This window comes from Nocardioides sp., assembly GCF_030149505.1.
Classification (GTDB): Bacteria; Actinomycetota; Actinomycetes; order Propionibacteriales; family Nocardioidaceae; genus Nocardioides.
In genome coordinates this window covers 13,483-33,852 of record NZ_JASBRN010000069.1, presented here as the reverse complement: position 1 = coordinate 33,852, position 20,370 = coordinate 13,483, and the positions used below count along the sequence as shown (strand labels likewise).

16 protein-coding genes are annotated in these 20,370 nt (G+C 74.9%); 12 read left to right on the top strand and 4 right to left on the bottom strand.

The annotated features are described in order from the left end of the window. The first annotated feature begins 126 nt into the window (after window positions 1-126). Window positions 127-1,872: a S8 family peptidase gene (locus Q1V71_RS15145; protein WP_300644817.1), complete on the top strand. Its 1,746-nt coding sequence runs from the start codon at window positions 127-129 to the stop codon at window positions 1,870-1,872. A gap of 42 nt (window positions 1,873-1,914) precedes the next feature. Here the strand turns inward: Q1V71_RS15145 and Q1V71_RS15140 are convergent, their stop codons facing one another. Beyond that, on the bottom strand, window positions 1,915-3,129 hold the full coding sequence (locus Q1V71_RS15140; RefSeq protein WP_300644816.1) for an MFS transporter: 1,215 nt from the start codon (window positions 3,127-3,129) through the stop codon (window positions 1,915-1,917). 71 nt (window positions 3,130-3,200) lie between these two features. On the opposite strand from Q1V71_RS15140, the gene Q1V71_RS15135 reads away from it, so the two are divergent. The 11 genes from Q1V71_RS15135 to Q1V71_RS15085 all read left to right on the top strand — a co-directional run bounded on the left by Q1V71_RS15135 (window position 3,201) and on the right by Q1V71_RS15085 (window position 17,269). Then, window positions 3,201-4,394, top strand: coding sequence for a winged helix DNA-binding domain-containing protein (locus Q1V71_RS15135; RefSeq protein ID WP_300644814.1), 1,194 nt, complete (start codon window positions 3,201-3,203; stop codon window positions 4,392-4,394). Then, window positions 4,387-5,097 (top strand): TIGR03936 family radical SAM-associated protein, encoded by a 711-nt coding sequence (locus Q1V71_RS15130; protein WP_300644812.1) that lies wholly within the window; start codon window positions 4,387-4,389, stop codon window positions 5,095-5,097. The genes Q1V71_RS15135 and Q1V71_RS15130 overlap by 8 nt, the downstream gene beginning before the upstream one ends. A 471-nt stretch (window positions 5,098-5,568) precedes the next feature. Beyond that, window positions 5,569-9,228: an Rne/Rng family ribonuclease gene (locus tag Q1V71_RS15125; RefSeq protein ID WP_300644810.1), complete on the top strand. Its 3,660-nt coding sequence runs from the start codon at window positions 5,569-5,571 to the stop codon at window positions 9,226-9,228. Between the two features lie 205 nt (window positions 9,229-9,433). Then, complete coding sequence (gene rplU, locus Q1V71_RS15120; RefSeq protein ID WP_300644808.1) at window positions 9,434-9,736, top strand: 50S ribosomal protein L21; 303 nt, start codon at window positions 9,434-9,436, stop codon at window positions 9,734-9,736. A gap of 46 nt (window positions 9,737-9,782) precedes the next feature. Then, the gene (gene rpmA, locus Q1V71_RS15115) at window positions 9,783-10,037 is read left to right on the top strand and encodes a 50S ribosomal protein L27 (RefSeq protein ID WP_179531651.1); all 255 of its coding nucleotides are present in this window, start codon (window positions 9,783-9,785) and stop codon (window positions 10,035-10,037) included. Between the two features lie 111 nt (window positions 10,038-10,148). After that, window positions 10,149-11,732 carry a GTPase ObgE gene (gene obgE, locus Q1V71_RS15110; RefSeq protein ID WP_300644806.1) on the top strand — a complete coding sequence of 528 codons (1,584 nt, stop codon included), beginning with the start codon at window positions 10,149-10,151 and terminating at the stop codon, window positions 11,730-11,732. After that, window positions 11,729-12,856, top strand: coding sequence for a glutamate 5-kinase (gene proB / locus Q1V71_RS15105; RefSeq protein ID WP_300644805.1), 1,128 nt, complete (start codon window positions 11,729-11,731; stop codon window positions 12,854-12,856). Before obgE ends, proB begins: the two co-directional genes overlap by 4 nt. Window positions 12,857-12,900: 44 nt before the next feature. Then, window positions 12,901-13,917, top strand: coding sequence for an endonuclease/exonuclease/phosphatase family protein (locus tag Q1V71_RS15100; RefSeq protein WP_300644804.1), 1,017 nt, complete (start codon window positions 12,901-12,903; stop codon window positions 13,915-13,917). Window positions 13,918-13,972: 55 nt separating this feature from the next. Further along, a complete protein-coding gene (locus Q1V71_RS15095) occupies window positions 13,973-15,154 on the top strand; it encodes a cysteine desulfurase family protein (protein ID WP_300644802.1) in 1,182 nt (393 codons plus the stop codon). Window positions 15,155-15,161: 7 nt separating this feature from the next. Next, window positions 15,162-16,283, top strand: a complete 1,122-nt coding sequence (gene mnmA, locus Q1V71_RS15090; protein ID WP_300644800.1) for a tRNA 2-thiouridine(34) synthase MnmA — start codon at window positions 15,162-15,164, stop codon at window positions 16,281-16,283. After that, a complete protein-coding gene (locus tag Q1V71_RS15085; protein ID WP_300644799.1) occupies window positions 16,280-17,269 on the top strand; it encodes a methionine synthase in 990 nt (329 codons plus the stop codon). The genes mnmA and Q1V71_RS15085 overlap by 4 nt, the downstream gene beginning before the upstream one ends. A 63-nt stretch (window positions 17,270-17,332) precedes the next feature. On the opposite strand, the gene Q1V71_RS15080 is transcribed toward Q1V71_RS15085, so the two are convergent. The 3 genes from Q1V71_RS15080 to Q1V71_RS15070 form a co-directional block, all read right to left on the bottom strand. Continuing rightward, a complete protein-coding gene (locus Q1V71_RS15080) occupies window positions 17,333-18,967 on the bottom strand; it encodes a DHA2 family efflux MFS transporter permease subunit (protein WP_300644798.1) in 1,635 nt (544 codons plus the stop codon). After that, window positions 18,960-19,580 carry a TetR/AcrR family transcriptional regulator gene (locus tag Q1V71_RS15075; RefSeq protein WP_300644797.1) on the bottom strand — a complete coding sequence of 207 codons (621 nt, stop codon included), beginning with the start codon at window positions 19,578-19,580 and terminating at the stop codon, window positions 18,960-18,962. Before Q1V71_RS15075 ends, Q1V71_RS15080 begins: the two co-directional genes overlap by 8 nt. A 142-nt stretch (window positions 19,581-19,722) precedes the next feature. Next, window positions 19,723-20,346, bottom strand: a complete 624-nt coding sequence (locus Q1V71_RS15070) for an alpha/beta fold hydrolase (protein WP_300644796.1) — start codon at window positions 20,344-20,346, stop codon at window positions 19,723-19,725. Window positions 20,347-20,370: the final 24 nt, after the last annotated feature.

Sequence of the window (20,370 nt, the reverse complement as noted above, 5' to 3'; positions counted from 1 at the left end):
AGCGCGAGAAGGTGAGCCATCGCGCGGCCCCCGGACGGCCCGCGACGCCACTACGTTCCTGCGCACCGTGCCGACCGGCCGGGAGCCGCGCTCGCGGCGTCCTCACCACTTCTCGGGAGTCCACCCATGACGTCCACCCCTGTCCGCAGGCGCGCCCTGCGCCGACTAGGCGCCACCTCGGCCGCCACCTCGGCCGCCGCCCTGGCCAGCTCCGTGGCCCTCGCCGGCCTGACCGGTGTCACCGGCCTCGCCCCCGCGCAGGCCGCCCCCGGCGACGCCCGCTCCGACCGGGCCCCGGTCGTCGGCGAGAACCGCGCCGCCGCCGTCCCGGGCCGCTACATCGTGGTCTTGGAGGAGCGGGCCGCGGCCGGCGCCGACGCCGACGCCCGCGAGACCGCCCGCGCCCACGGCGGCCGGGTCCTGGAGACCTACGGCACCGCGCTGCGCGGCTTCTCGGCGCAGCTGCCCGAGCGCGCCGTCGAGGCCCTCGCGAAGCGCCCCGGGGTCGCGTTCATCGAGGCCGACCAGACCCTGTCCGTCGACGCCACCCAGACCGGCGCCACCTGGGGCCTGGACCGCGTGGACCAGCGCAACCTCCCGCTGGACGGCTCCTACACCTACGACCGCACCGGCCAGGGCGTCACCGCCTACATCATCGACACCGGCATCCTGGCCGGGCACACGCAGTTCGGCTCGCGCCTGCAGTCGGGCTACACCGCCATCAGCGACGGCCGCGGCACCAGCGACTGCAACGGCCACGGCACGCACGTCGCGGGCACCGTCGGCGGCTCGACGTACGGCGTCGCGAAGGCCGTGACCCTGCGCCCCGTGCGCGTGCTGGACTGCACGGGCAACGGCTCGACGTCCGGCGTCATCGCCGGCGTCGACTGGGTGACCTCCCACCACACCGCAGGTGCCCCGGCCGTCGCCAACATGAGCCTGGGCGGCGGGATCTCCTCCGCGCTGGACCAGGCCGTGTCGACCTCCATCGCCGACGGCGTCACCTACGCCGTGGCCGCCGGCAACGAGAACACCAACGCCTGCAACGGCTCGCCCTCGCGCGTGGCCGCGGCGCTGACCGTCGGGTCGACCACCCGCACCGACGCGCGCTCGTCGTTCTCCAACTACGGCAGCTGCCTCGACCTCTTCGCCCCCGGCTCGGACATCACCTCGGCCTGGCACACCGGCACCAGCGCCACCAACACGATCTCCGGCACCTCGATGGCCACCCCACACGTGGCCGGCGTCGCGGCGCTCTACCTCCAGGGAGCGCCCGGCGCCTCGCCGAGCACCGTCTCCTCGGCGGTGCTCGGTGCGACGACCAGCGGCAAGGTGACGAGCGCCGGCACCGGCTCGCCCAACCGCCTGCTCACCTCTCTCGTGACCGGCGGGACGACCGAGCCCCCGGCCCCGTCGGGCAACCTGCTGGCCAACCCCGGCTTCGAGTCCGGCGCCGTCTCCTGGACCGCCACCTCCGGCGTCATCACCAACGACGCCGGCGCCCCGGCCGCCAGCGGGAGCTGGAAGGCGTGGCTCAACGGTTACGGCACCGCCCGCACCGACAACGTCACCCAGCAGGTCGCCATCCCGGCCGCCTCGCGTGCCACGCTCTCCTTCAAGCTCTACGTGAGCAGCGCCGAGACCACGACCAGCCAGGCCTACGACACCCTGCGGGTGCAGGTCGTCTCGGGCGGCAGCACCAGCACGCTGGCGACCTACTCCAACCTCGACGAGGGCAGCGGCTACACCACGCGGACCCTCGACCTGTCGGCGTTCACCGGTCGCACCGTCACGGTCCGGTTCCTCGGCACCGAGGACTCCTCGCTCGGCACCAGCTTCGTCGTCGACGACACGTCGCTGACCACGGGCTGAGCACCTCCTGACCGGAGGCTGCTCCGCAGGGGCCGCGCCCCGTCACCCGTGCTGGGGTGACGGGGCGCGGTCGCGCAGCTGGTCCTCCACGTGGGCCGGCCGCGCGAGCACGACCGAGAGCCACGCGAGCGGTGCGACGAGCACCAGCAGGAAGAGCAGCGGCAGCGTCCACGCGTCGGTGGCGGCGTACAGCAGGCCGACCACGAAGGGCCCCACCACCGCCAGGAGGTAGCCCGCGGACTGGGTGAAGGCCGAGAGGGTGGCGGTGCCCTCGGCGGTGCGGGCGCGCAGCCCGATGAGGGTCAGGATGAGCGGGAAGGTCGTGGTGCCGGCACCGGTCAGGAGCGCCCACAGCACGGCCAGCGAGGCGGGGGCGACGAGCAGCCCGACGTACGCGACGGGGTAGCAGGCCACGACCGCGAGGAGCACGACCGCGGGCCGCGGGCTGGCCACGAGCACCCGCGGCAGCACGTAGGACAGCGGGATCGTCACGCCGGTGAGCAGTCCGACGAGCAGCCCGGCGGTGCCCGCGGAGTAGCCGTTGTCGCGCCACAGCTGCGCGAACCAGCCGAAGATCGCGTAGGCCTGCAGCGACTGCAGGCCGAAGTACGCCGCGAGCGCGATGCCCAGCGGGGTGCGCGCCACCGCCCAGAACGCCACGCGCGGACCCTCCTCCTGCGCGACCCGGTCGTGCCGGCTCATCAGCAGCCAGGGCACGAGCGCCGCGGCGGCCAGGACCGTCCAGATGCCCAGGCCCCAGCGCCAGCCCTCGTCGACCGAGCCGCCCAGCAGCCGGCTCAGCGGCACGGTCAGCACCAGGGCAGCCGTCAGGCCGACGGCCAGGACCGTGGAGTAGACCGACGTGGCCTCGCCGATCCGGTCCGGCTGGTGCCGCTTGACCAGCGAGGGCAGCAGCACGTTGGCGACCGCCGCGCCGGAGACGGCCAGGAAGGAGAGCGCCAGGAACGCGAGAGGGTCGCCGGTCAGGGCCCGCAGCAGCAGCCCGGCGGTGACCGCGACCAGTGCGAGGAGGGTGACCCGGTGCAGGCCGGCGCGCGCGGCTGCTGCCGACGCGAGCGCGCCGACCAGGGCGAAGGCCAGGACGGGGAGCGAGGTCAGCAGGGCTGCCTGGGCGTCCGAGAGCCCCAGCCCGTCCCGCACCTCCTCCAGCACCGGCCCGACGCTCACCGCCGCCGGACGCAGGTTGACCGAGACCAGGACCAGCCCGGTCCAGAAGAGCAGCTGCGACCGGTTCACCCCGCGATGCTCGCACTCGCTCCAGCCACCGTGGGGGTGGGGTGTCGGTGCGCTGCGGCAGGATCCCCCTCGTGACGACCCGCGTGGTGAGCGACGAGGAGCGCCGGGCCCGGCTGGGCCGCCGGCACGCCGTCGCGCCGTCGTACCGGGTCGCCGACCCGGTCGAGGCGACCCGGTCCGTGGTCGCCCTGCACGCGACCGAGCCGGCGACGGTGCACCTGGCGGTGCACGCCCGTGCCGAGGTGCCCCGCTCCGCGGTGGACCACGCGCTGGAGGGCGAGCGGTCGCTGGTGCGGCAGCTGGCGATGCGGCGCACGATGTTCGTGCTCCCGCGCGACCTGCTGCCCGCGGCCTGGGGGAGCGCGGCCGCGCGGGTGGCCGCGACCGAGCGGTCGAAGCTGGCCAAGGACCTCGTGGCCGCCGGTCTGGCCGACGACGGTCACGCGGCGCTCGCGCAGGCGGGGGAGGAGATCCTCGCCGCCCTGGACGCCGCGCCCGCGGGGCTCACCACCACCGAGCTGCGCGCGGTCGTGCCGGCGATGGACGTGCGCGCCGAGCTGCCCTCCTCCCAGGTCGGCCCGGGTCGGTTCCTCACCGTCCTCGGCGCCGAGGGGCGCCTGGTCCGGGGCACCAACACCTCGCACTGGCGGGTCTTTCGGCCGCGCTGGGCCACGACGGCGGCCTGGCTCGAACTGGTGGAGGAGCCGCTGACCGCGGAGGCGGGCTACGCCGCGCTCGTACGCCGCTGGCTGGAGCGCTTCGGCCCCGGGACCGAGACCGACCTGGTCTGGTGGCTGGGCGCCACCAAGGGGGCCGTGCGCCGCGCCCTGGCCGACGTGGGGGCCGTCGCGGTGGCGCTCGAGACCGGCGCGACGGCGTACGTGCTGGGCGAGGACGTGGAGCCCGAGCCGGCCGTCGAGCCGTGGGCGGCGCTGCTGCCGGTGCTCGACCCCACGGTGATGGGGTGGAAGGAGCGCGACTTCTACCTCGGCGAGCACGGGCCGGCGCTCTTCGACCGCAACGGCAACGCCGGCACGACCGCCTGGTGGGACGGGCGGGTCGTGGGGTGCTGGGTGCAGGACCCCGACGACGCGGTCGAGGTGCGGCTGCTCGAGGACGTCCCTGCCGAGGGGCGTGCCGCGCTGCGGGTCGAGGCCGGGCGGCTGCAGACCTGGCTCGCGGGGGAGCGGGTGGGCACCGTCTACCCCTCGCCGGCGATGCGGACCGACCCCGGTGACCTCACCTACCCTGTGCTCCGTGCGTGAGCAGCCCGAGCAGCAGGCCCCCCCGGTCCAGCGCCTGAGGATCCGGTACGCCAAGCGCGGCCGGCTCCGCTTCACCAGCCACCGCGACTTCTCCCGGGCCTTCGAGCGCGCCGTCTTCCGCGCCCGGATCCCGATGGCCTACTCCAGCGGCTTCAACCCCCACCCCCGCATCTCCTACGCCGGTGCCGCGCCGACCGGGTCGGCCAGCGAGGCGGAGTACCTCGAGATCGCCCTTGCCCAGGTGGTCGACCCCGCCGGCGTGCACGCCGAGCTCGAGGAGGCCCTGCCCCCGGGGCTGGACGTGCTCCAGGTCGTCGAGTCCCCGGGCGGCTCCCTGGCCGACCGGCTCGAGGCCAGCCACTGGACCCTGGACGTCCCGACCGCGCCCGACACCACCGCCGCGGCCGTCGAGGGCTTCCTCGCCCAGGAGGCCGTGCTCGTGGAGCGGATGACCAAGAAGGGCCTGCGCGAGTTCGACTGCCGCGCCGCCGTCGTCTCGCTCGCCGTCACCCCGCACGAGCAGGGCTCGCGGCTCGACCTCGTGCTGCGCCACTCCACCACCCCGGCCGTCCGCCCCGACGACGTCCTCCGGGGCCTGCGCGAGACCGCCGGCCTGGAGACGGGCGGCGCCCCGCTGCTGACCCGCCGCGCCCAGGGCCCGCTCGACCCCGAGACCGGCGAGGTCGGCGACCCGCTCGCCTGACCTGGTGGTCCGGGGGCGGTGGGTGATGAACCCTTCCGGCCTGGGACCCGGTTGCCGGCGCACCGCTCGCGGACGACGCGCCCGACGCGGGGCCCGCACGCCGACGAACCGGCCCGTCCGGCCCGCGTGTGCGATACTCGCCACGGTCCCTGACCACCTGCCCAGCCCGCCGCGACACGAGTGCCGCGACGAGCCAGACCGGGTGGTCCAGGACACGACGACGTTCTCGCCGGTCCCGCGCAAGGACCGGCACGCCGAGGACAGGTCGTCGCCAGACCGCGACGCGGCCCGGCTGATCGGTGACAGCGATCCTCCCGGAGCAGGCGACCGCGGCAGGCGAGGGCCGGCCGAGGTGACGCACCCGCGGAGGGGGTCGCCGCCACACGACAGACTTGCGTCCGGCCCCGCGGGGTCAGGACGTTCGACCAGCCCGGACGCTGCGCACCTCGCGACCGGGCCGAGGAGCAGCACGTGCCCCAGGACGACACGCAGGACAACGCCCCGGACCAGGCCGGCGTCGAGCAGGGCGGGGCCACCCCCGCCGCCGAGAGCACCCCCGCCGCTGCCGGCGGCACCGCGACCGAGGGTCGCCAGGCCGAGGAGCCCACCACCCCGGCCCGCAAGACCGCCGCCCGCAAGACGGCGAAGAAGGCCCCCGCCAAGAAGGCTGCGGCCACGAAGACACCCGCGAAGAAGGCCTCCGCGAAGAAGACGGCCGACAAGGCCGCCGCCGACGAGGCGCTGCCGCTCGAGGCCGGCACCGACGCCGCAGAGACGGGCAGCGCCGACGACACGGCCGCGACCGCGCCCGCGGCGAAGAAGGCGGCCAAGAAGGCGCCGGCGAAGAAGGCCGCCGCCAAGCGCACGACGAAGAAGGCCGCCGCGGCCCCGGAGGTCCCCGCCGAGGACCAGACGCGCGAGGGCGTCTCCGCCGTCGACGCCCCGGCCGAGCCGGTCGAGGCAGGCCAGGCCGCCCCCGCGAAGAAGGCGGCCGCCAAGAAGTCGACCGCGAAGAAGACCACCGCGCGCAAGAGCGCCGCCAAGAAGACCGAGGCCCCTGCGGAGGCTCCGGTCGAAGCGGCCTCCGAGGGCGCCGAGCAGGACGAGACAGGCGCCCCCGCGGGCGCTCCCGTGCCGCTCTTCCAGGCCCCGGTCGCGAAGAAGACCACGAGCCGCCGCAGCACCGCCAAGAAGGCAGCGTCCGCGCCTGTCGAGGAGCCCGCCGACGAGGAGCTGGACGAGGACGCCGAGGCCACGGCCGAGGGCGCTGCCCCGACCGATGCGCCCGTGGTCGAGGCCGTCGAGGGCCAGGACGCCGACACCAGCGAGGGCGCGGACGACGACTCCGGCGACGACTCCGGCGACGAGGACGGCGACGAGGACGGCGAGGACTCCGGCGACGGCTCGCCCGCGCGCCGCCGCCGGCGTCGCGGCGGCCGCCGCCGTCGCCGCGGAGGCTCGGGCGGGTCCGGTGGCGGCTCCGCCGACTCCGGTGACGACTCCGAGGACGGTGCCGAGGGCACCGGCTCCTCCGCAGGCGCCGAGGCCGAGGCCGGCGCCGCGTCGTCCGAGGGCGGCGACGCCGACAAGGACGAGAAGGACGACGGCGACCAGGACTCGCAGGACTCCCAGGCAGGGCAGGGTGAGGGCTCCGGCTCCTCGCGCCGCCGGCGTCGCCGTCGCCGCTCCGGCGAGGGCGGGGACGACTCCGCCGACGAGCCCGGCACCACCACCCGCGTGCGCAGCTCGCGCACCGGCGAGGACCAGATCACCGCCCTGAGCGGCTCCACGCGCCTGGAGGCCAAGAAGCAGCGTCGCCGCGAGGGCCGCGAGGCCGGTCGCCGCCGCGCGCCGATCGTCTCCGAGGCCGAGTTCCTGGCCCGCCGCGAGTCGGTCGACCGGGTCATGGTCATCCGCGAGCGCGAGGACCTCACCCAGATCGCCGTCCTCGAGGACAAGGTCCTCGTGGAGCACTACGTCGCGCGCGAGTCCCAGACCTCGCTCATCGGCAACGTCTACCTCGGGCGCGTGCAGAACGTCCTGCCCTCGATGGAGGCCGCCTTCATCGACATCGGCAAGGGCCGCAACGCCGTCCTGTACGCCGGCGAGGTCAACTGGTCCGCCCTGGGCCACAAGGAGGGCCAGCCGCGCAAGATCGAGTCGGTGCTCTCCTCGGGCCAGCCGGTCCTGGTGCAGGTCACCAAGGACCCGGTCGGCGCCAAGGGTGCCCGCCTGACCAGCCAGATCAGCCTGGCCGGCCGCTTCCTGGTCTACGTCCCGGACGGCACCACCTCCGGCATCTCCCGCAAGCTGCCCGACACCGAGCGCAGCCGGCTCAAGGCCCTCCTCAAGGAGATCGTCCCCGACACCGCCGGCGTCATCGTGCGGACCGCGGCCGAGGGCGCCAGCGAGGAGGAGCTGACCACCGACGTCGAGCGGCTCAAGGCGCGCTGGGAGGACATCGAGAAGAAGTCCAAGGGCAGCGCCCCGCAGCTGCTCTACGGCGAGCCGGACCTGACCCTCAAGGTGGTCCGCGACCTGTTCACCGAGGACTTCGCCAAGCTCGTGATCCAGGGCGAGGACGCCTGGGAGACCGTCGAGTCCTACGTCAGCCACGTGGCCCCGGACCTCGCCGAGCGGCTCGAGCGCTTCGAGCCCGTCACGGAGGGCCGCGACGCCGGCAAGGACGTCTTCGCGGCGTACCGCGTCGACGAGCAGATCGCCAAGGGCCTCGACCGCAAGGTCTGGCTGCCCTCCGGCGGCTCGCTGGTCATCGACCGCACCGAGGCGATGACCGTCGTCGACGTCAACACCGGCAAGTTCACCGGCTCCGGTGGCAACCTGGAGGAGACGGTCACCAAGAACAACCTCGAGGCGGCCGAGGAGATCGTGCGCCAGCTCCGGCTGCGCGACATCGGCGGCATCATCGTCGTCGACTTCATCGACATGGTCCTGGAGTCCAACCGCGACCTCGTGCTGCGGCGCCTGGTCGAGTGCCTGGGCCGCGACCGCACCCGCCACCAGGTCGCCGAGGTCACCTCGCTCGGCCTGGTGCAGATGACCCGCAAGCGGATCGGCACCGGCCTGCTGGAGGCCTTCAGCGAGAACTGCCAGGCCTGTCAGGGTCGCGGCCTCGTGATCCACGAGCACCCGGTCGAGCCGCGCGGTGGCGGCTCCGACGACGACCGCGGCGGACGCGGCGGCGGGAGCAAGCGCTCGCGCGGAGGTCGCGGGGGCAAGGGCTCGGAGGGCTCCGGCGGCCAGGGCAACCAGGGCAACCAGGGCAACCAGGGCGGTTCCAGCGGCTCGGGCACCCCCTCGGCGCCCTCGCCCAAGGACGTGGCCGCCATGGCCCGCCAGGAGCGCCAGGACGCCGAGAAGGCGGCCGAGGCCGCCGACGGTGCGACGTCGCAGACCGAGCAGCCCCCGGCTGACCAGGCCCGGACCGACCAGGCCGGGACCGACCAGGTCCAGGCCCCGGCTCCGACCGACCAGGTCCAGAGCGACCAGCCCCGGGCCGACCAGCCGAGCGAGCCCGCCGCGCCCCGCGTGAGCACCCGCTCGCGCTCCCAGCGCGGCCGCTCGGGCCAGTCCGGCCGCACGGACGCCCCGGCCCAGCAGGAGGCTCCGGCAGCCGAGCAGCCGGCCGAGCAGCCGGTCCAGCAGGCGCCCCGGGACACCGAGCCCGCCCCGGAGCCGACCCCGGCGCCGGAGCGAGCGGAGGCGCCCGCCGCAGCCCCCGCGGGCAGCAGTGGCGTCGTCACCCGGACCCGCCGCAGCGCCCGTCGTACGGCGCCGCTGACGACCGGCGAGGCAGCGGCCGTGGTCGTGGACCCGAAGAAGGTGGAGACCGCCGCACCTGCCACGAGCTCCACGGCCCAGACGGCCCCGACGCCCGCCCCGAAGGTCGTGACCCGCACCCGCTCCAGCCGGCCGGCCCGGCAGGGGAGCGTGCCGAGCATGGGCGAGGCGTCCGTGCCCGGCGGTGTGGGAGAGCCGGCCGGCGACGGCCGGGTCGAGCCGGGGACCGCCGACAGCGGTGCCGGGACCGACACCGGCAGCGACACCGGTGGCAGTGCGAGCACCGTGGAGCACGTGCCCGTGAAGCGCAAGGGTGCGCGCAAGCGCTGACGTTTTGCGGGGGCACCCCGCGGGCGCGTAGCATCATCGTTCGGTGCGCCCGCGAGCGTGCCGTTCTCCGTGTGGCGCCACCGTCGCCGCCGACCTCCCAGCGGGAGGGTCAGGCGTGGGCAGGTGCCGCAGCCCCGGAGGCAGCACCACCAGCACAAGCACCAGACCCAGCAGCATCAGACGTAGGACGACGAAGGAGACCGCGGTGTACGCGATCGTGCGCGCTGGCGCCACCCAGCAGAAGGTTGCCGTGGGCGACGTCATCGAGATCGACAAGGTCGGCACGCCCGTCGGCGAGACCCTGACGCTCCCCGTGGTCATGGCCGTCGACGGCGAGAAGGTCACCTCGACCGGCCTGGACAAGGCCGCGGTGACCGTCGAGGTCCTCGGCGCCACCAAGGGCCCGAAGATCGTCATCCAGAAGTACAAGAACAAGACCGGCTACAAGAAGCGCCAGGGTCACCGCCAGAAGTACACCCAGGTCAAGGTCACCGACATCTCCCTCTGACCCGTCCGGCCGGCGAGTCAGCAGCAACGACACGAAGGAACTCCTCATGGCACACAAGAAGGGTGCGGCGTCCACCAAGAACGGCCGCGACTCCAACGCCCAGCGCCTGGGCGTCAAGCGCTTCGGCGGTCAGCTGGTCAACGCCGGCGAGATCATCGTCCGCCAGCGTGGCACCCACTTCCACCCGGGTTCCGGTGTGGGTCGTGGCGGCGACGACACCCTGTTCGCGCTGCAGGCCGGTGCCGTGGAGTTCGGCACCCGTCGCGGCCGCAAGGTCGTCAACATCGTGCCCGGCGAGTGACCGGGCGCTAGCACTTCCGACCGGCTCGTCCGGTCCCGTCGAGGGCGTCCCGATCCGGGGCGCCCTTCGTCGTTCCCCACCGGAGAACAGAACAGACCCGAGGAGCACCTGATGGCCCTGCCGACCTTCGTCGACCGCGTGACGCTGCACGTCAGCGCCGGCCGCGGCGGCAACGGCGTGGCGTCCGTGCACCGCGAGAAGTTCAAGCCGCTGGGCGGCCCCGACGGGGGCAACGGCGGTCCGGGCGGCTCGGTCATCCTCCGGGTCGACCCCGGGGTGACGACCCTGCTGGACTACCACCACAGCCCCAAGCGCCGTGCCGAGCACGGCGGCCACGGCGCCGGCGCCCACAAGAACGGCGCCCACGGCAGCGACCTGGTCCTGCCGGTGCCCGACGGCACGGTCGTCGCCGACCGCCAGGGCAACGTCCTGGCCGACCTGGTCGGCCCGGGCACCGAGCTCGTGGTCGCCGAGGGCGGCCGCGGTGGTCTCGGCAACGCCGCCCTGGCCTCGGCCAAGCGCAAGGCCCCCGGCTTCGCGCTGCTCGGCGAGCCGGGCGACGAGCTCGAGATCGTCCTCGAGCTCAAGGTCGTCGCCGACATCGGCCTGGTCGGCTTCCCGAGCGCCGGCAAGTCCAGCCTGATCGCCGCGATCTCCCGGGCCCGGCCCAAGATCGCCGACTACCCCTTCACCACCCTCGTCCCGAACCTCGGCGTGGTGACCGCCGGCGAGACCGTCTTCACGGTCGCCGACGTCCCCGGGCTCATCGAGGGCGCCAGCGAGGGCCGCGGACTGGGCCATGACTTCCTGCGCCACGTCGAGCGCTGCGCGGCGATCGTGCACGTCATCGACACCGCGACGATCGAGCCGGGACGCAACCCGATCGACGACCTCGACATCATCGAGGCCGAGCTCAGCAGGTACGGCGGTCTCGAGGACCGCCCCCGCCTGGTCGCGCTCAACAAGGTCGACGTCCCCGACGGCAGCGACATCGCCGACATCACCGGCGACGACATCCGGGCCCGTGGCTTGCGCGTCATCCCGGTCTCCGCTGCGTCCGGGGTCGGGCTCAAGGAGCTGACCTTCGCGATGGCCGAGATCGTGGCCGCCTCCCGCACGGCCAAGGAGGTCGTGGCGCCGCAGCGGATCGTCCTGCGTCCGCCGGGCGTCGACGGCAGCGCCGACTTCACGGTCACCGAGGCCGACGACGTCCCCGTCGAGGCGGGCCACCGCGGCTGGCGGGTGCGGGGCACCAAGCCCGAGCGGTGGGTGCGCCAGACCGACTTCAGCAACGATGAGGCCGTCGGCTTCCTCGCCGACCGGCTCAACCGGCTCGGGGTCGAGGACCGACTCGTCAAGCTCGGCGCGATCGAGGGCGACACCGTCCTCATCGGCCGCGACGACAACGCCGTCGTCTTCGACTTCAAGCCCGGCATCGAGGCCGGTGCGGAGATGCTCGGCCGGCGCGGCGAGGACCAGCGCTTCGACGAGCGCCGCGACGCCTCGCGCCGCCGTCGCGACATCGACGCCGCCATGCCCGAGCGCGGGGAGAACGAGACCCGGGCCGACGTCGCCCGTCGCCTGGACGCCGAGCGTCGCGGTGGCGCAGCGGGCCCGATGTCCTACGAGATCGGCAGCGCCGACGACCCCGACTGGGCCGAGAACGACCCCGGCACAGGGGCAGACCGGGGGTGAGCGCCCTCGTGGAGGGCACCCGGCCGGAGGTGACCGGCGCACGCCGCGTCGTCGTCAAGGTCGGCTCCTCCTCCCTCACGACCCCGGCCGGCGGCATCGACCCCGACCGGGTCCGCGCGCTCGTCGACGTCCTCGCCGCCGCGCGCGAGCGCGGCACCGAGGTCGTGCTGGTCTCGTCTGGTGCGATCGCCGCGGGCCTGGCCCCGCTGGGCCTGGCCAAGCGGCCCCGCGGCCTGGCCGCCCAGCAGGCGGCGGCGTCCGTGGGCCAGGGGCTGCTCGTGCACCGCTACACCGAGGAGCTGGCCCGCCACGGCGTCATCGCCGGCCAGGTGCTGCTGACCCTGGACGACGTCACCCGGCGCGCGCACTACCGCAACGCCCACCAGACCCTCGCCACGCTCCTCGAGCTGGGCGTCCTGCCGATCGTCAACGAGAACGACACCGTCGCCACCTCCGAGATCCGCTTCGGCGACAACGACCGCCTCGCCGCCCTGGTCGCGCACCTCGTGCACGCCGACCTGCTGGTGCTGCTCTCCGACGTCGACGGGCTCTACGACGGCCCGCCGAGCCGCGAGGGCACCCGGCTGCTCCCCGACGTCCGCGGCGAGGACGACCTGGCCGCGGTCACCATCGGGTCGGTGGGCTCCGCGGTCGGCACCGGCGGCATGGTCACCAAGGTAGAGGCCGCCCGGATCGCGACCGGTGCCGGCATCCCTGTCGTGCTCACCTCCGCCGACCACGCCGCCGGCGCGCTGGCGGGGGAGCCGGTCGGGACGCTGTTCCACGTCACCGGTCGCCGGCGGCCCACCCGGCTGCTGTGGCTCGCGCACGCCACCGAGTCCCGCGGCACCCTGCACCTCGACGCCGGCGCCGTCCGCGCGGTCGTCGAGCGCCGTGCCTCGCTGCTGGCCGCCGGTCTCACCGGCGCCACGGGCGGCTTCGTCGCCGGTGACCCCGTCGACCTCGCCGGGCCCGACGGCGCGGTGGTGGGCCGCGGCCTGGTCAACTTCGACGTCGAGGAGATCCCCGCGCTGGTCGGCCGCTCGACGGCCGAGCTCAAGCAGGAGCTGGGAGCGGCGTACGAGCGCGAGGTCGTGCACCGCGACGACCTCGTCCTGCTGTAGCAGGCGAGCCGCTCTCGCGCCCAGCGGCTGGCTAGCCTGGCGCCGTGCGCGTTCGGGGGATGCTCTTCTGGGGCGCGTCGGCCCTCCTGGTGCTCCCCGCCGCCGCGCTGACGCTGGTCCGCCTGCTCGGCCTGGACTCCGCCCCCGCGGTGCGACTGGTCAGCTTCGCCCCCCTCGCCCTGCCGTCGTACGCCGCTGCGTTGGTGCTCCTGGCCGTGGCCCTCCTGCGCCGACCCGCGCGCGGTGCGGGCGGCGGTCGGCTGCTCGTGGCGGCGACCGTCGCGGTGCTGGTGGGGCTCGGCCTGCACGCGTGGTGGCTGGCCCCGCTCGTGACCGGGGAGCGGCCGGCCACCGAGGGCCGCACCTGGTCGGTGCTGACCAGCAACCTGCTGGCCGGGCAGGGCGACGGGCTCACCGTCCTGCGCACGGCCGTGGCCGAGGACGTCGACGTCCTGGTGCTCCAGGAGGTGACCCTGGACGCGCTGGCGACCCTGGACCGCGCCGGGCTCGCCGAGGCCTACCCCCACCGGATCGGCGAGGCGGTCCCCGAGGGCCGCACCGACGGCACCATGGTGCTCTCCCGCACGCCGCTGGGGGAGCCGTTGCGCGTGGCCACCGACATGCAGTCGTGGGCGGTCGACGTGGCCGACCCCGACGGCGGTGACCCCGTGCGCCTGCTCGCGGTGCACCCCGCCGCCCCGACCGACGTCGGAGCCTGGCGGCGCGACCACGCGGTGGTGCTGGCCGCGGCCCGGGAGCTCGACGTCGACCTGGTCGCCGGCGACCTCAACGCCACCCTCGACCACGCTCCCGTGCAGGCCCTGGTCGACGGCGGCTGGCGCGACGCCACGGAGGAGGCCAACGGCGGGTGGCAGCCGACCTGGCCCAGCAACGGCCTCTTCGAGAGCCTGCCGCTGCCGCCGCTGGTGCAGATCGACCACGTGCTCACCGGGCCGGGGTGGGTGGGCACGTCCTCGAGGCCGCTGCGGGTCGAGGGCACCGACCACCTCGCCCTGCTCGTCGAGGTGGCCCGCGCCGCCGACGACCCGCCCGCCCCGTGACCGGACAGGGTCCGGACCCGGGATGGGGACCCGGCGCCGTACGCTGGGCGACGTCATGACCCCGCCCGTCTACCTCGACCACGCCGCCACGACGCCGATGGTGCCGGAGGCCGTCGAGGCGATGGTCGAGCAGCTCGGCCGGGCCGCCAACCCTTCCTCGCTGCACGCCTCGGGCCGCGCCGCCCGGCGCGCCGTGGAGGAGTCGCGCGAGCGGGTCGCCGCGGCCCTGGGCTGCCGCCCCGGGGAGGTCGTGTTCACCTCCGGCGGCACCGAGGCAGACAACCTCGCGCTCAAGGGGCTCGCCTGGGCTCGTCGCGGCCAGGACGCCCGCCGGCGCCGGCTGCTCACCACCGCGGTCGAGCACCACGCCGTGCTCGACCCGCTGGAGTGGCTGGCCACGGCACAGGACTTCGTCGTAGAGCACCTGCCGGTCGACGCCGAGGGGGCTCTCGACCTCGACGCCGTGGCCCGGGCGCTCGCCGAGCCCGACGAGGTCGGCCTGATCTCGGTCATGTGGGCCAACAACGAGGTCGGCACCGTGCAGCCGCTGCCCGAGGTCGTCGCGGCCGCGCGCGAGCACGGGGTCCCCGTGCACACGGACGCCGTCCAGGCCGTCGGCGTCCTCCCGGTCGACTTCGCTGCCTCCGGCGTCGAGGCGATGAGCGTCTCGGCGCACAAGGTCGGCGGCCCCCACGGCGTGGGTGCGCTGGTGGTCCGGCGCGACCTCGAGCTGGCGCCCCTGCTGCACGGGGGCGGCCAGGAGCGCGACGTGCGCTCGGGGACCCTCGACACCCCGGCGGTGGTCGGGTTCGCGGTGGCGCTCGAGCTCGCCGTCGTGCGCCGCGAGCAGCACGCCGCCCATCTCGCCGCCCTGCGCGCGCGGCTGGTCGAGGGCCTGCGCCGGGTCGTGCCCGACGTGGTGCTCAACGGCCCCGACGCCCCCGAGTGGGACACCCGCCGCCTGCCCGGCAACGTCCACGTCTCCTTCCCCGGCTGCGAGGGCGACTCGCTGCTGATGCTGCTCGACGCCCGCGGCATCGAGTGCTCCACCGGCTCGGCCTGCTCCGCCGGCGTGCCCCAGGCCTCGCACGTGCTGCTGGCGATGGGGCGCGACGACGACGCGGCCCGCAGCTCGCTCCGCTTCACCCTCGGCCGGCCCTCCAGCGAGGCCGACGTCGACGCGGTCCTCGACGCGATCGGCCCGGCCGTCGAGCGGGCCCGGGCGGCCCGGCTGTGAGGGTCCTGTGAAGGTGCTCGCGGCGATGTCCGGCGGGGTCGACTCCGCCGTGGCGGCCGCGCGCGCCCACGACGCCGGCCACGACGTGACGGGGGTGCACCTCGCGCTGTCGCGCAACCCCGCCTCCTACCGCTCCGGGGCCCGCGGCTGCTGCACCATCGAGGACAGCAACGACGCGCGCCGCGCCGCCGACGTCATCGGCATCCCGTTCTACGTCTGGGACCTCTCCGAGCGGTTCCACGCCGACGTGGTCGAGGACTTCATGGACGAGTACGCCGCCGGGCGCACCCCCAACCCCTGCCTGCGGTGCAACGAGAAGATCAAGTTCGCCGCGGTGCTGGACCGAGCCCTGGCCCTGGGCTTCGACGCGGTGGTCACCGGGCACTACGCGGTGCTGCGCGAGGGTGCCGACGGGCTGGTGGAGCTGCACCGCTCCGTCGACGCCGGCAAGGACCAGTCCTACGTGCTCGGTGTCCTGGACCAGCACCAGCTGCGGCACTCGCTCTTCCCGCTCGGCGACACCCCCAAGACCCGGGTGCGCGAGGAGGCGGCCGCCCGCGGGCTGCTGGTCGCCGACAAGCCGGACAGCCACGACATCTGCTTCGTCGCCGACGGCGACAACGCCGGCTGGCTGCGCGAGAAGCTGGGCGACCGCGCCCCCAACCACGGCGGCGCCATCGTCGACGACGAGACCGGCGAGGAGCTGGGGCGCCACGAGGGCACGTACGGCTACACGATCGGCCAGCGCAAGGGCCTGCGGATCGGCACCCCGGCGCAGGACGGGAGGCCGCGCTTCGTGCTCGACATCGAGCCGGTCGCCGGCACCGTGCGGGTCGGCCCGCGCGAGCGGCTGGCCGTCCACGGCCTCGAGGGCATCCGCCCGCGCTGGTGCGGCACCGAGCCGACCTCGCTCCAGGGGACGGTGCAGCTGCGCGCCCACGGCGCCGAGCACCGCGCCGAGGTCGAGGTGAGCGGGCACGGCGCCGACCAGCGGGTCTCGGTGCGGCTGCTCGACCCCGCCGAAGGCATCGCCCCCGGCCAGGCCGTCGTCGTGTACGACGGCAGCCGGGTCGTCGGGTCGGCCACCATCTCCGCCACGCACCGCTCCCCGGCCGGAGCGTCCGCATGACCCGCTCGACCGGTGTCGGCTCCTGGCCGGGTGAGGACGCGGCCGCCTACGCCGAGGCGGTGCACGTGGTGCTCGGCGAGCTCGACGTGCCCCACGTGCCCGAGCTGCCGGGGCGCGGCGCGACCGCGACCATGACCGGGCGCGCGCTGGCGCTGCTCGAGGGCCTGACCGTGGACCTGCAGCCCGCCGGGTGGCGGCTCGTGGGTGACGGGGCTCCTGGGGTGGACCATCGGCGCACGCGCAGCCTGCTGGCCCAGGACCTCGATGCCGTCGAGGAGCAGGCCCAAGGGTGGGAGGGGCCGTTCAAGACCCAGGTCGCCGGGCCGTGGACGCTCGCTGCCACCGTCGAGAAGCCGCGGGGGGACCGGGTGCTGTCCGACCACGGTGCGCGCCGCGACCTGGCGGAGTCGCTGGCGGAGGGGGTGCGCGCGCACGTGCGCGACCTGCGCCGACGGGTCCCCGGGGCCACGTCGCTGGTCGTGCAGGTCGACGAGCCGGCCCTCGGGGCGGTGCTCGCGGCGCAGGTGCCGACGGCGTCCGGGTTCGGGAGACACCGGGCGGTGCACCCGCCCGAGGCCTCGGCGCTGCTCGGGGTGGTGCTCTCCGCGATCGCCGAGGAGGGGGCCGAGCCGTGGGTGCACTCCTGCGCCCCGGGCGTGCCCTGGGACCTCGTCCGCGGCGCGGGCGCGGTCGGGCTGGTCCTCGACCTCTCCATGCTCTCGGCGGGTGACCACGACACGGTCGCCGAGGCGCTCGAGGCCGGCACGACCGTCGCGCTCGGCGTCGTACCCAGCACGGAGCCGGCGGGCGGGCTCACCGACACCCGGGTCGTGGAGCGGGTGCAGCGGTGGCTGGACATGCTCGGGCTGGACCCGACCGTCGGCTCGCTGGTCGTCGCACCCACCTGCGGGCTCGCCGGTGCGTCCGAGGCCTGGGCCCGTCGCGCCACCACGCTGTCCCGCCAGGTCGCGGCCGGCCTCACCTGATCACCGGCACGCCGAGCCGGCGCATCCTTCCGGAAGGATGCGCCGGCTCGGCGTGGAGGACGGTCAGACGTGGACCGCGGCACCCTCGGGGCCGTCGGTGGCCAACTCGGTGTGCTTGACCCGCAGCTGCGTCCAGATGACCAGGGAGGCGGTGAGCATCATGAACGCCCCGATCCGGAAGGCGTCGGTGGCGCCCTCGGAGAAGGTGGCCTGGAAGACCGCGGCCTGCAGGAAGCCCTGCCCCTGCTCGCTGGCGACGTCGATGCCGGCGGCACCGGCGGCCTCGGCCAGCTGCGGGGTGATGGTCGCGGCCCGGTCGTTGACCACGCTGAGGGCGACCGTCGACAGGGTCGCCAGGCCCAGCGCGCCACCGACCTGCTGCATGGTGTTGAGCACGCCCGAGCCGATGCCGGAGTCCTCGTTGCGCAGGTGGTGCACGGCGGTGAGGGTCAGCGGCACGAAGGTCAGGCCCATGCCGATCGACATGGTGAAGATCCACGGCAGGATGTGGGCGAAGTAGTTGTAGCCCTCGCCGGCGGTGGAGTCCTGGGCCAGCTGGGAGACGACGTTGCCCGCCGAGGTGTCGATGTCGATGAGGCTGAACATGAACAGCGAGAACGCGGCGACCAGCGTGCCGGTGCCGGCCAGGAAACGCGGGTCGACGCGGGCGACGAGGTTCGAGGAGAGCCCGGCGCCGATGACGATGCCGACCGAGAACGGCAGGAAGGCGAAGCCCGCCTGGAGCGGGGAGTAGCCGATGACCTGCTGGATGGTGAGCGAGAGGAAGTAGAACATCGCGAACATCGCGGCCGGCGCGATCATCATCGCGACGAAGCTCGAGGCCCGGGTGCGGTTGCGGAAGATCCGCATCGGCAGGAGCGGGTGCTCCACGCGCGATTCGATCACCATGAAGACGACGAGCAGCGCGACGCCGGCGACGAGGCTGGCGATGGTCCAGGTGTCGCCCCAGCCGTGCGCCTCCTCGCCGGCGCGCGTGAGGCCGTAGACCACGCCGAGCAGGCCGAGGGTGCCGGTGATGGCGCCGGGGACGTCGAGCCAGCCGGAGTGCTTCTCCGACTCGGGCAGGAAGAACGGGGCGGCCACGGCCGCGGCCACGCCGATCGGGACGTTGATGAGGAACGTGTAGCGCCAGCCGTCGATGCCCAGGCCGAACAGGTCGGCGTGGCCGGTCAGCCAGCCGCCCAGGATGAGGCCGACCGCGGCCCCGGCGCCCGACATGGCGGCGTAGACCGCGAAGGCGCGGTTGCGCTGCGGGCCGGCCGGGAAGGTCGTGGTGATCAGGGCGAGGGCCGCGGGGGAGGCGAGCGCGGCGCCGAGGCCCTGGAGCCCGCGCGAGGCCAGCAGCATCGCCTCGTTCTGGGCCACGCCGCCGAGCAGCGAGGCCAGGGCGAAGACGAGCAGGCCGACCATGAAGACGCGGCGGCGGCCGTAGAGGTCACCGAGACGCCCACCCAGCAGCAGCAGGCCGCCGAAGGCGAGGGCGTAGCCCGTGACCAGCCACGACAGGTTGGCGGGCTCGATGGCCAGGTCGGCACCGATATAGGGCAGCGCGATGTTGGTGATCGTGCCGTCCAGCACGACCATCAGCTGCGCCACGGAGATGACCACGAGGGCCCAACCGAGGCGGCTGTGCCCGGCGCGTGCGGGCTGCGCCGGGGCGTCGGTGGTGTCAGTCATGAGGATCCTTCTGGTGCTGACGTGGACTGCCCGGGCGGGTCGCGGCGGGCAGCAGGACCGCGTCGATGACGCGCGTGACGAGCTCCGGGGTGGGGAGCTCGCCGAGGAGGTGGACGCGGTGCATGAGGATGCCCGCGAGGGCCGGCTCGAGGACCTCGAGGTCGGCGTCGGGGGAGACCTCGCCGCGGGTGACGGCGCGCTCCCAGATCAGCCGGCTCACGGCCAGCCGGGGTCCGACCACCTCGCGCCGGAACACCTCGGCGAACTCCGGGTCGGTCGTGGTGGCGGTGAGGATGCTGCCGAAGAGCGCGGCCTGGCGCGGGGTGGCCATGCCGCCGAGCCCGCAGTAGGCCTCGCGCAGGTCCTCGCGCAGGCTGCCGGTGTCCGGCGGCTCCGGGGCCGGCCCCTTGTCGTGGACCAGGGCGTCGACCACGAGGGCGGCCTTGCCGTTCCAGCGGCGGTAGAGCGTGGCCTTCGAGGCCTTGGCCCGGGAGGCGACGGCGTCGAGGGTCAGCCGGTCGTAGCCGACCTCGACCAGCACGTCGAGGGTCGCCTCGAGGATCTCGGCCTCCCGGTCGCCCTCGACGCGGGGGCGCGCGACGGTCTCGGACACGCACCCTCCCTCTGTCGATGAAACGAAACGGTTCCGTTCCATCGGAGCCCAACAGTCGTACGCCGCGCGGCCATTCCCGCCCCGGGTGAAATGTCTAGCGGGGCCCGCCGACAGGCGGGTCGTGGGCTTCCCGGATGGGGCCTCAGACGTGCGTGGCCAGCTTCAGCACGCCCTCGGCGGCGACGTCGTTCCACCGGTCGATCCGGCGCAGCATGTAGTGCCCGACCCGGCCCATGTCGACGTACTCCGTGCTGGCCGCGAGCGGGGTGGCGCGCGCGAGGAAGGCGCGGGTCATCTTGGCCGAGGTGATCTTGTCCGAGCGGCCGTGCGCGGCGACGACGTGCCGGTCACGCAGCGCCCCCACCGGGTCGTCCGGCTGCCACCACGGGGCCAGGGCCATCACGCCCAGCACCGCGGGGTCGTCGGCGACGTACGCCGAGGTGCGCCCGCCCATCGAGTGCCCGAGCAGCACGACCGGCACGTCGCCGTACGCCACCCGCACCTGGTCCAGCGCCCAGCGCGCGTCCTCCTGCGGGCCGGCGCCGGTGCCGTTCCAGCCGCGGGCGCGGTAGCGCAGGAGCCACGTGGCGATCCCCGCCTCGTGCAGCCGCGGGGTGATCCGGCGCTGCATCGCCGCCATCCGCTTCCACGAGGCGCTGCGCCCGCCGACCGGCTCGTGGGAGTGCTGGGTGCCTCCGTGCAGGACCAGGCACACGACCCGCGGGGTCGCGGCGAGGTCCAGGCGGGTCAGGGACGGGGTGCTCACGCTGTCGTCTTCGTCGCCGGGCAG

What these genes read in the sequence shown, in the direction of transcription:
- Q1V71_RS15080 (WP_300644798.1), bottom strand. Translation starts at nt 18,967, where the DNA reads ATGACTGACACCACCGACGCCCCGGCGCAGCCCGCACGCGCCGGGCAC.
- Q1V71_RS15095 (WP_300644802.1), top strand. Translation starts at nt 13,973, where the DNA reads ATGACCCCGCCCGTCTACCTCGACCACGCCGCCACGACGCCGATGGTG.
- Q1V71_RS15085 (WP_300644799.1), top strand. Translation starts at nt 16,280, where the DNA reads ATGACCCGCTCGACCGGTGTCGGCTCCTGGCCGGGTGAGGACGCGGCC.
- Q1V71_RS15145 (WP_300644817.1), top strand. Translation starts at nt 127, where the DNA reads ATGACGTCCACCCCTGTCCGCAGGCGCGCCCTGCGCCGACTAGGCGCC.
- obgE (WP_300644806.1), top strand. Translation starts at nt 10,149, where the DNA reads ATGGCCCTGCCGACCTTCGTCGACCGCGTGACGCTGCACGTCAGCGCC.
- rpmA (WP_179531651.1), top strand. Translation starts at nt 9,783, where the DNA reads ATGGCACACAAGAAGGGTGCGGCGTCCACCAAGAACGGCCGCGACTCC.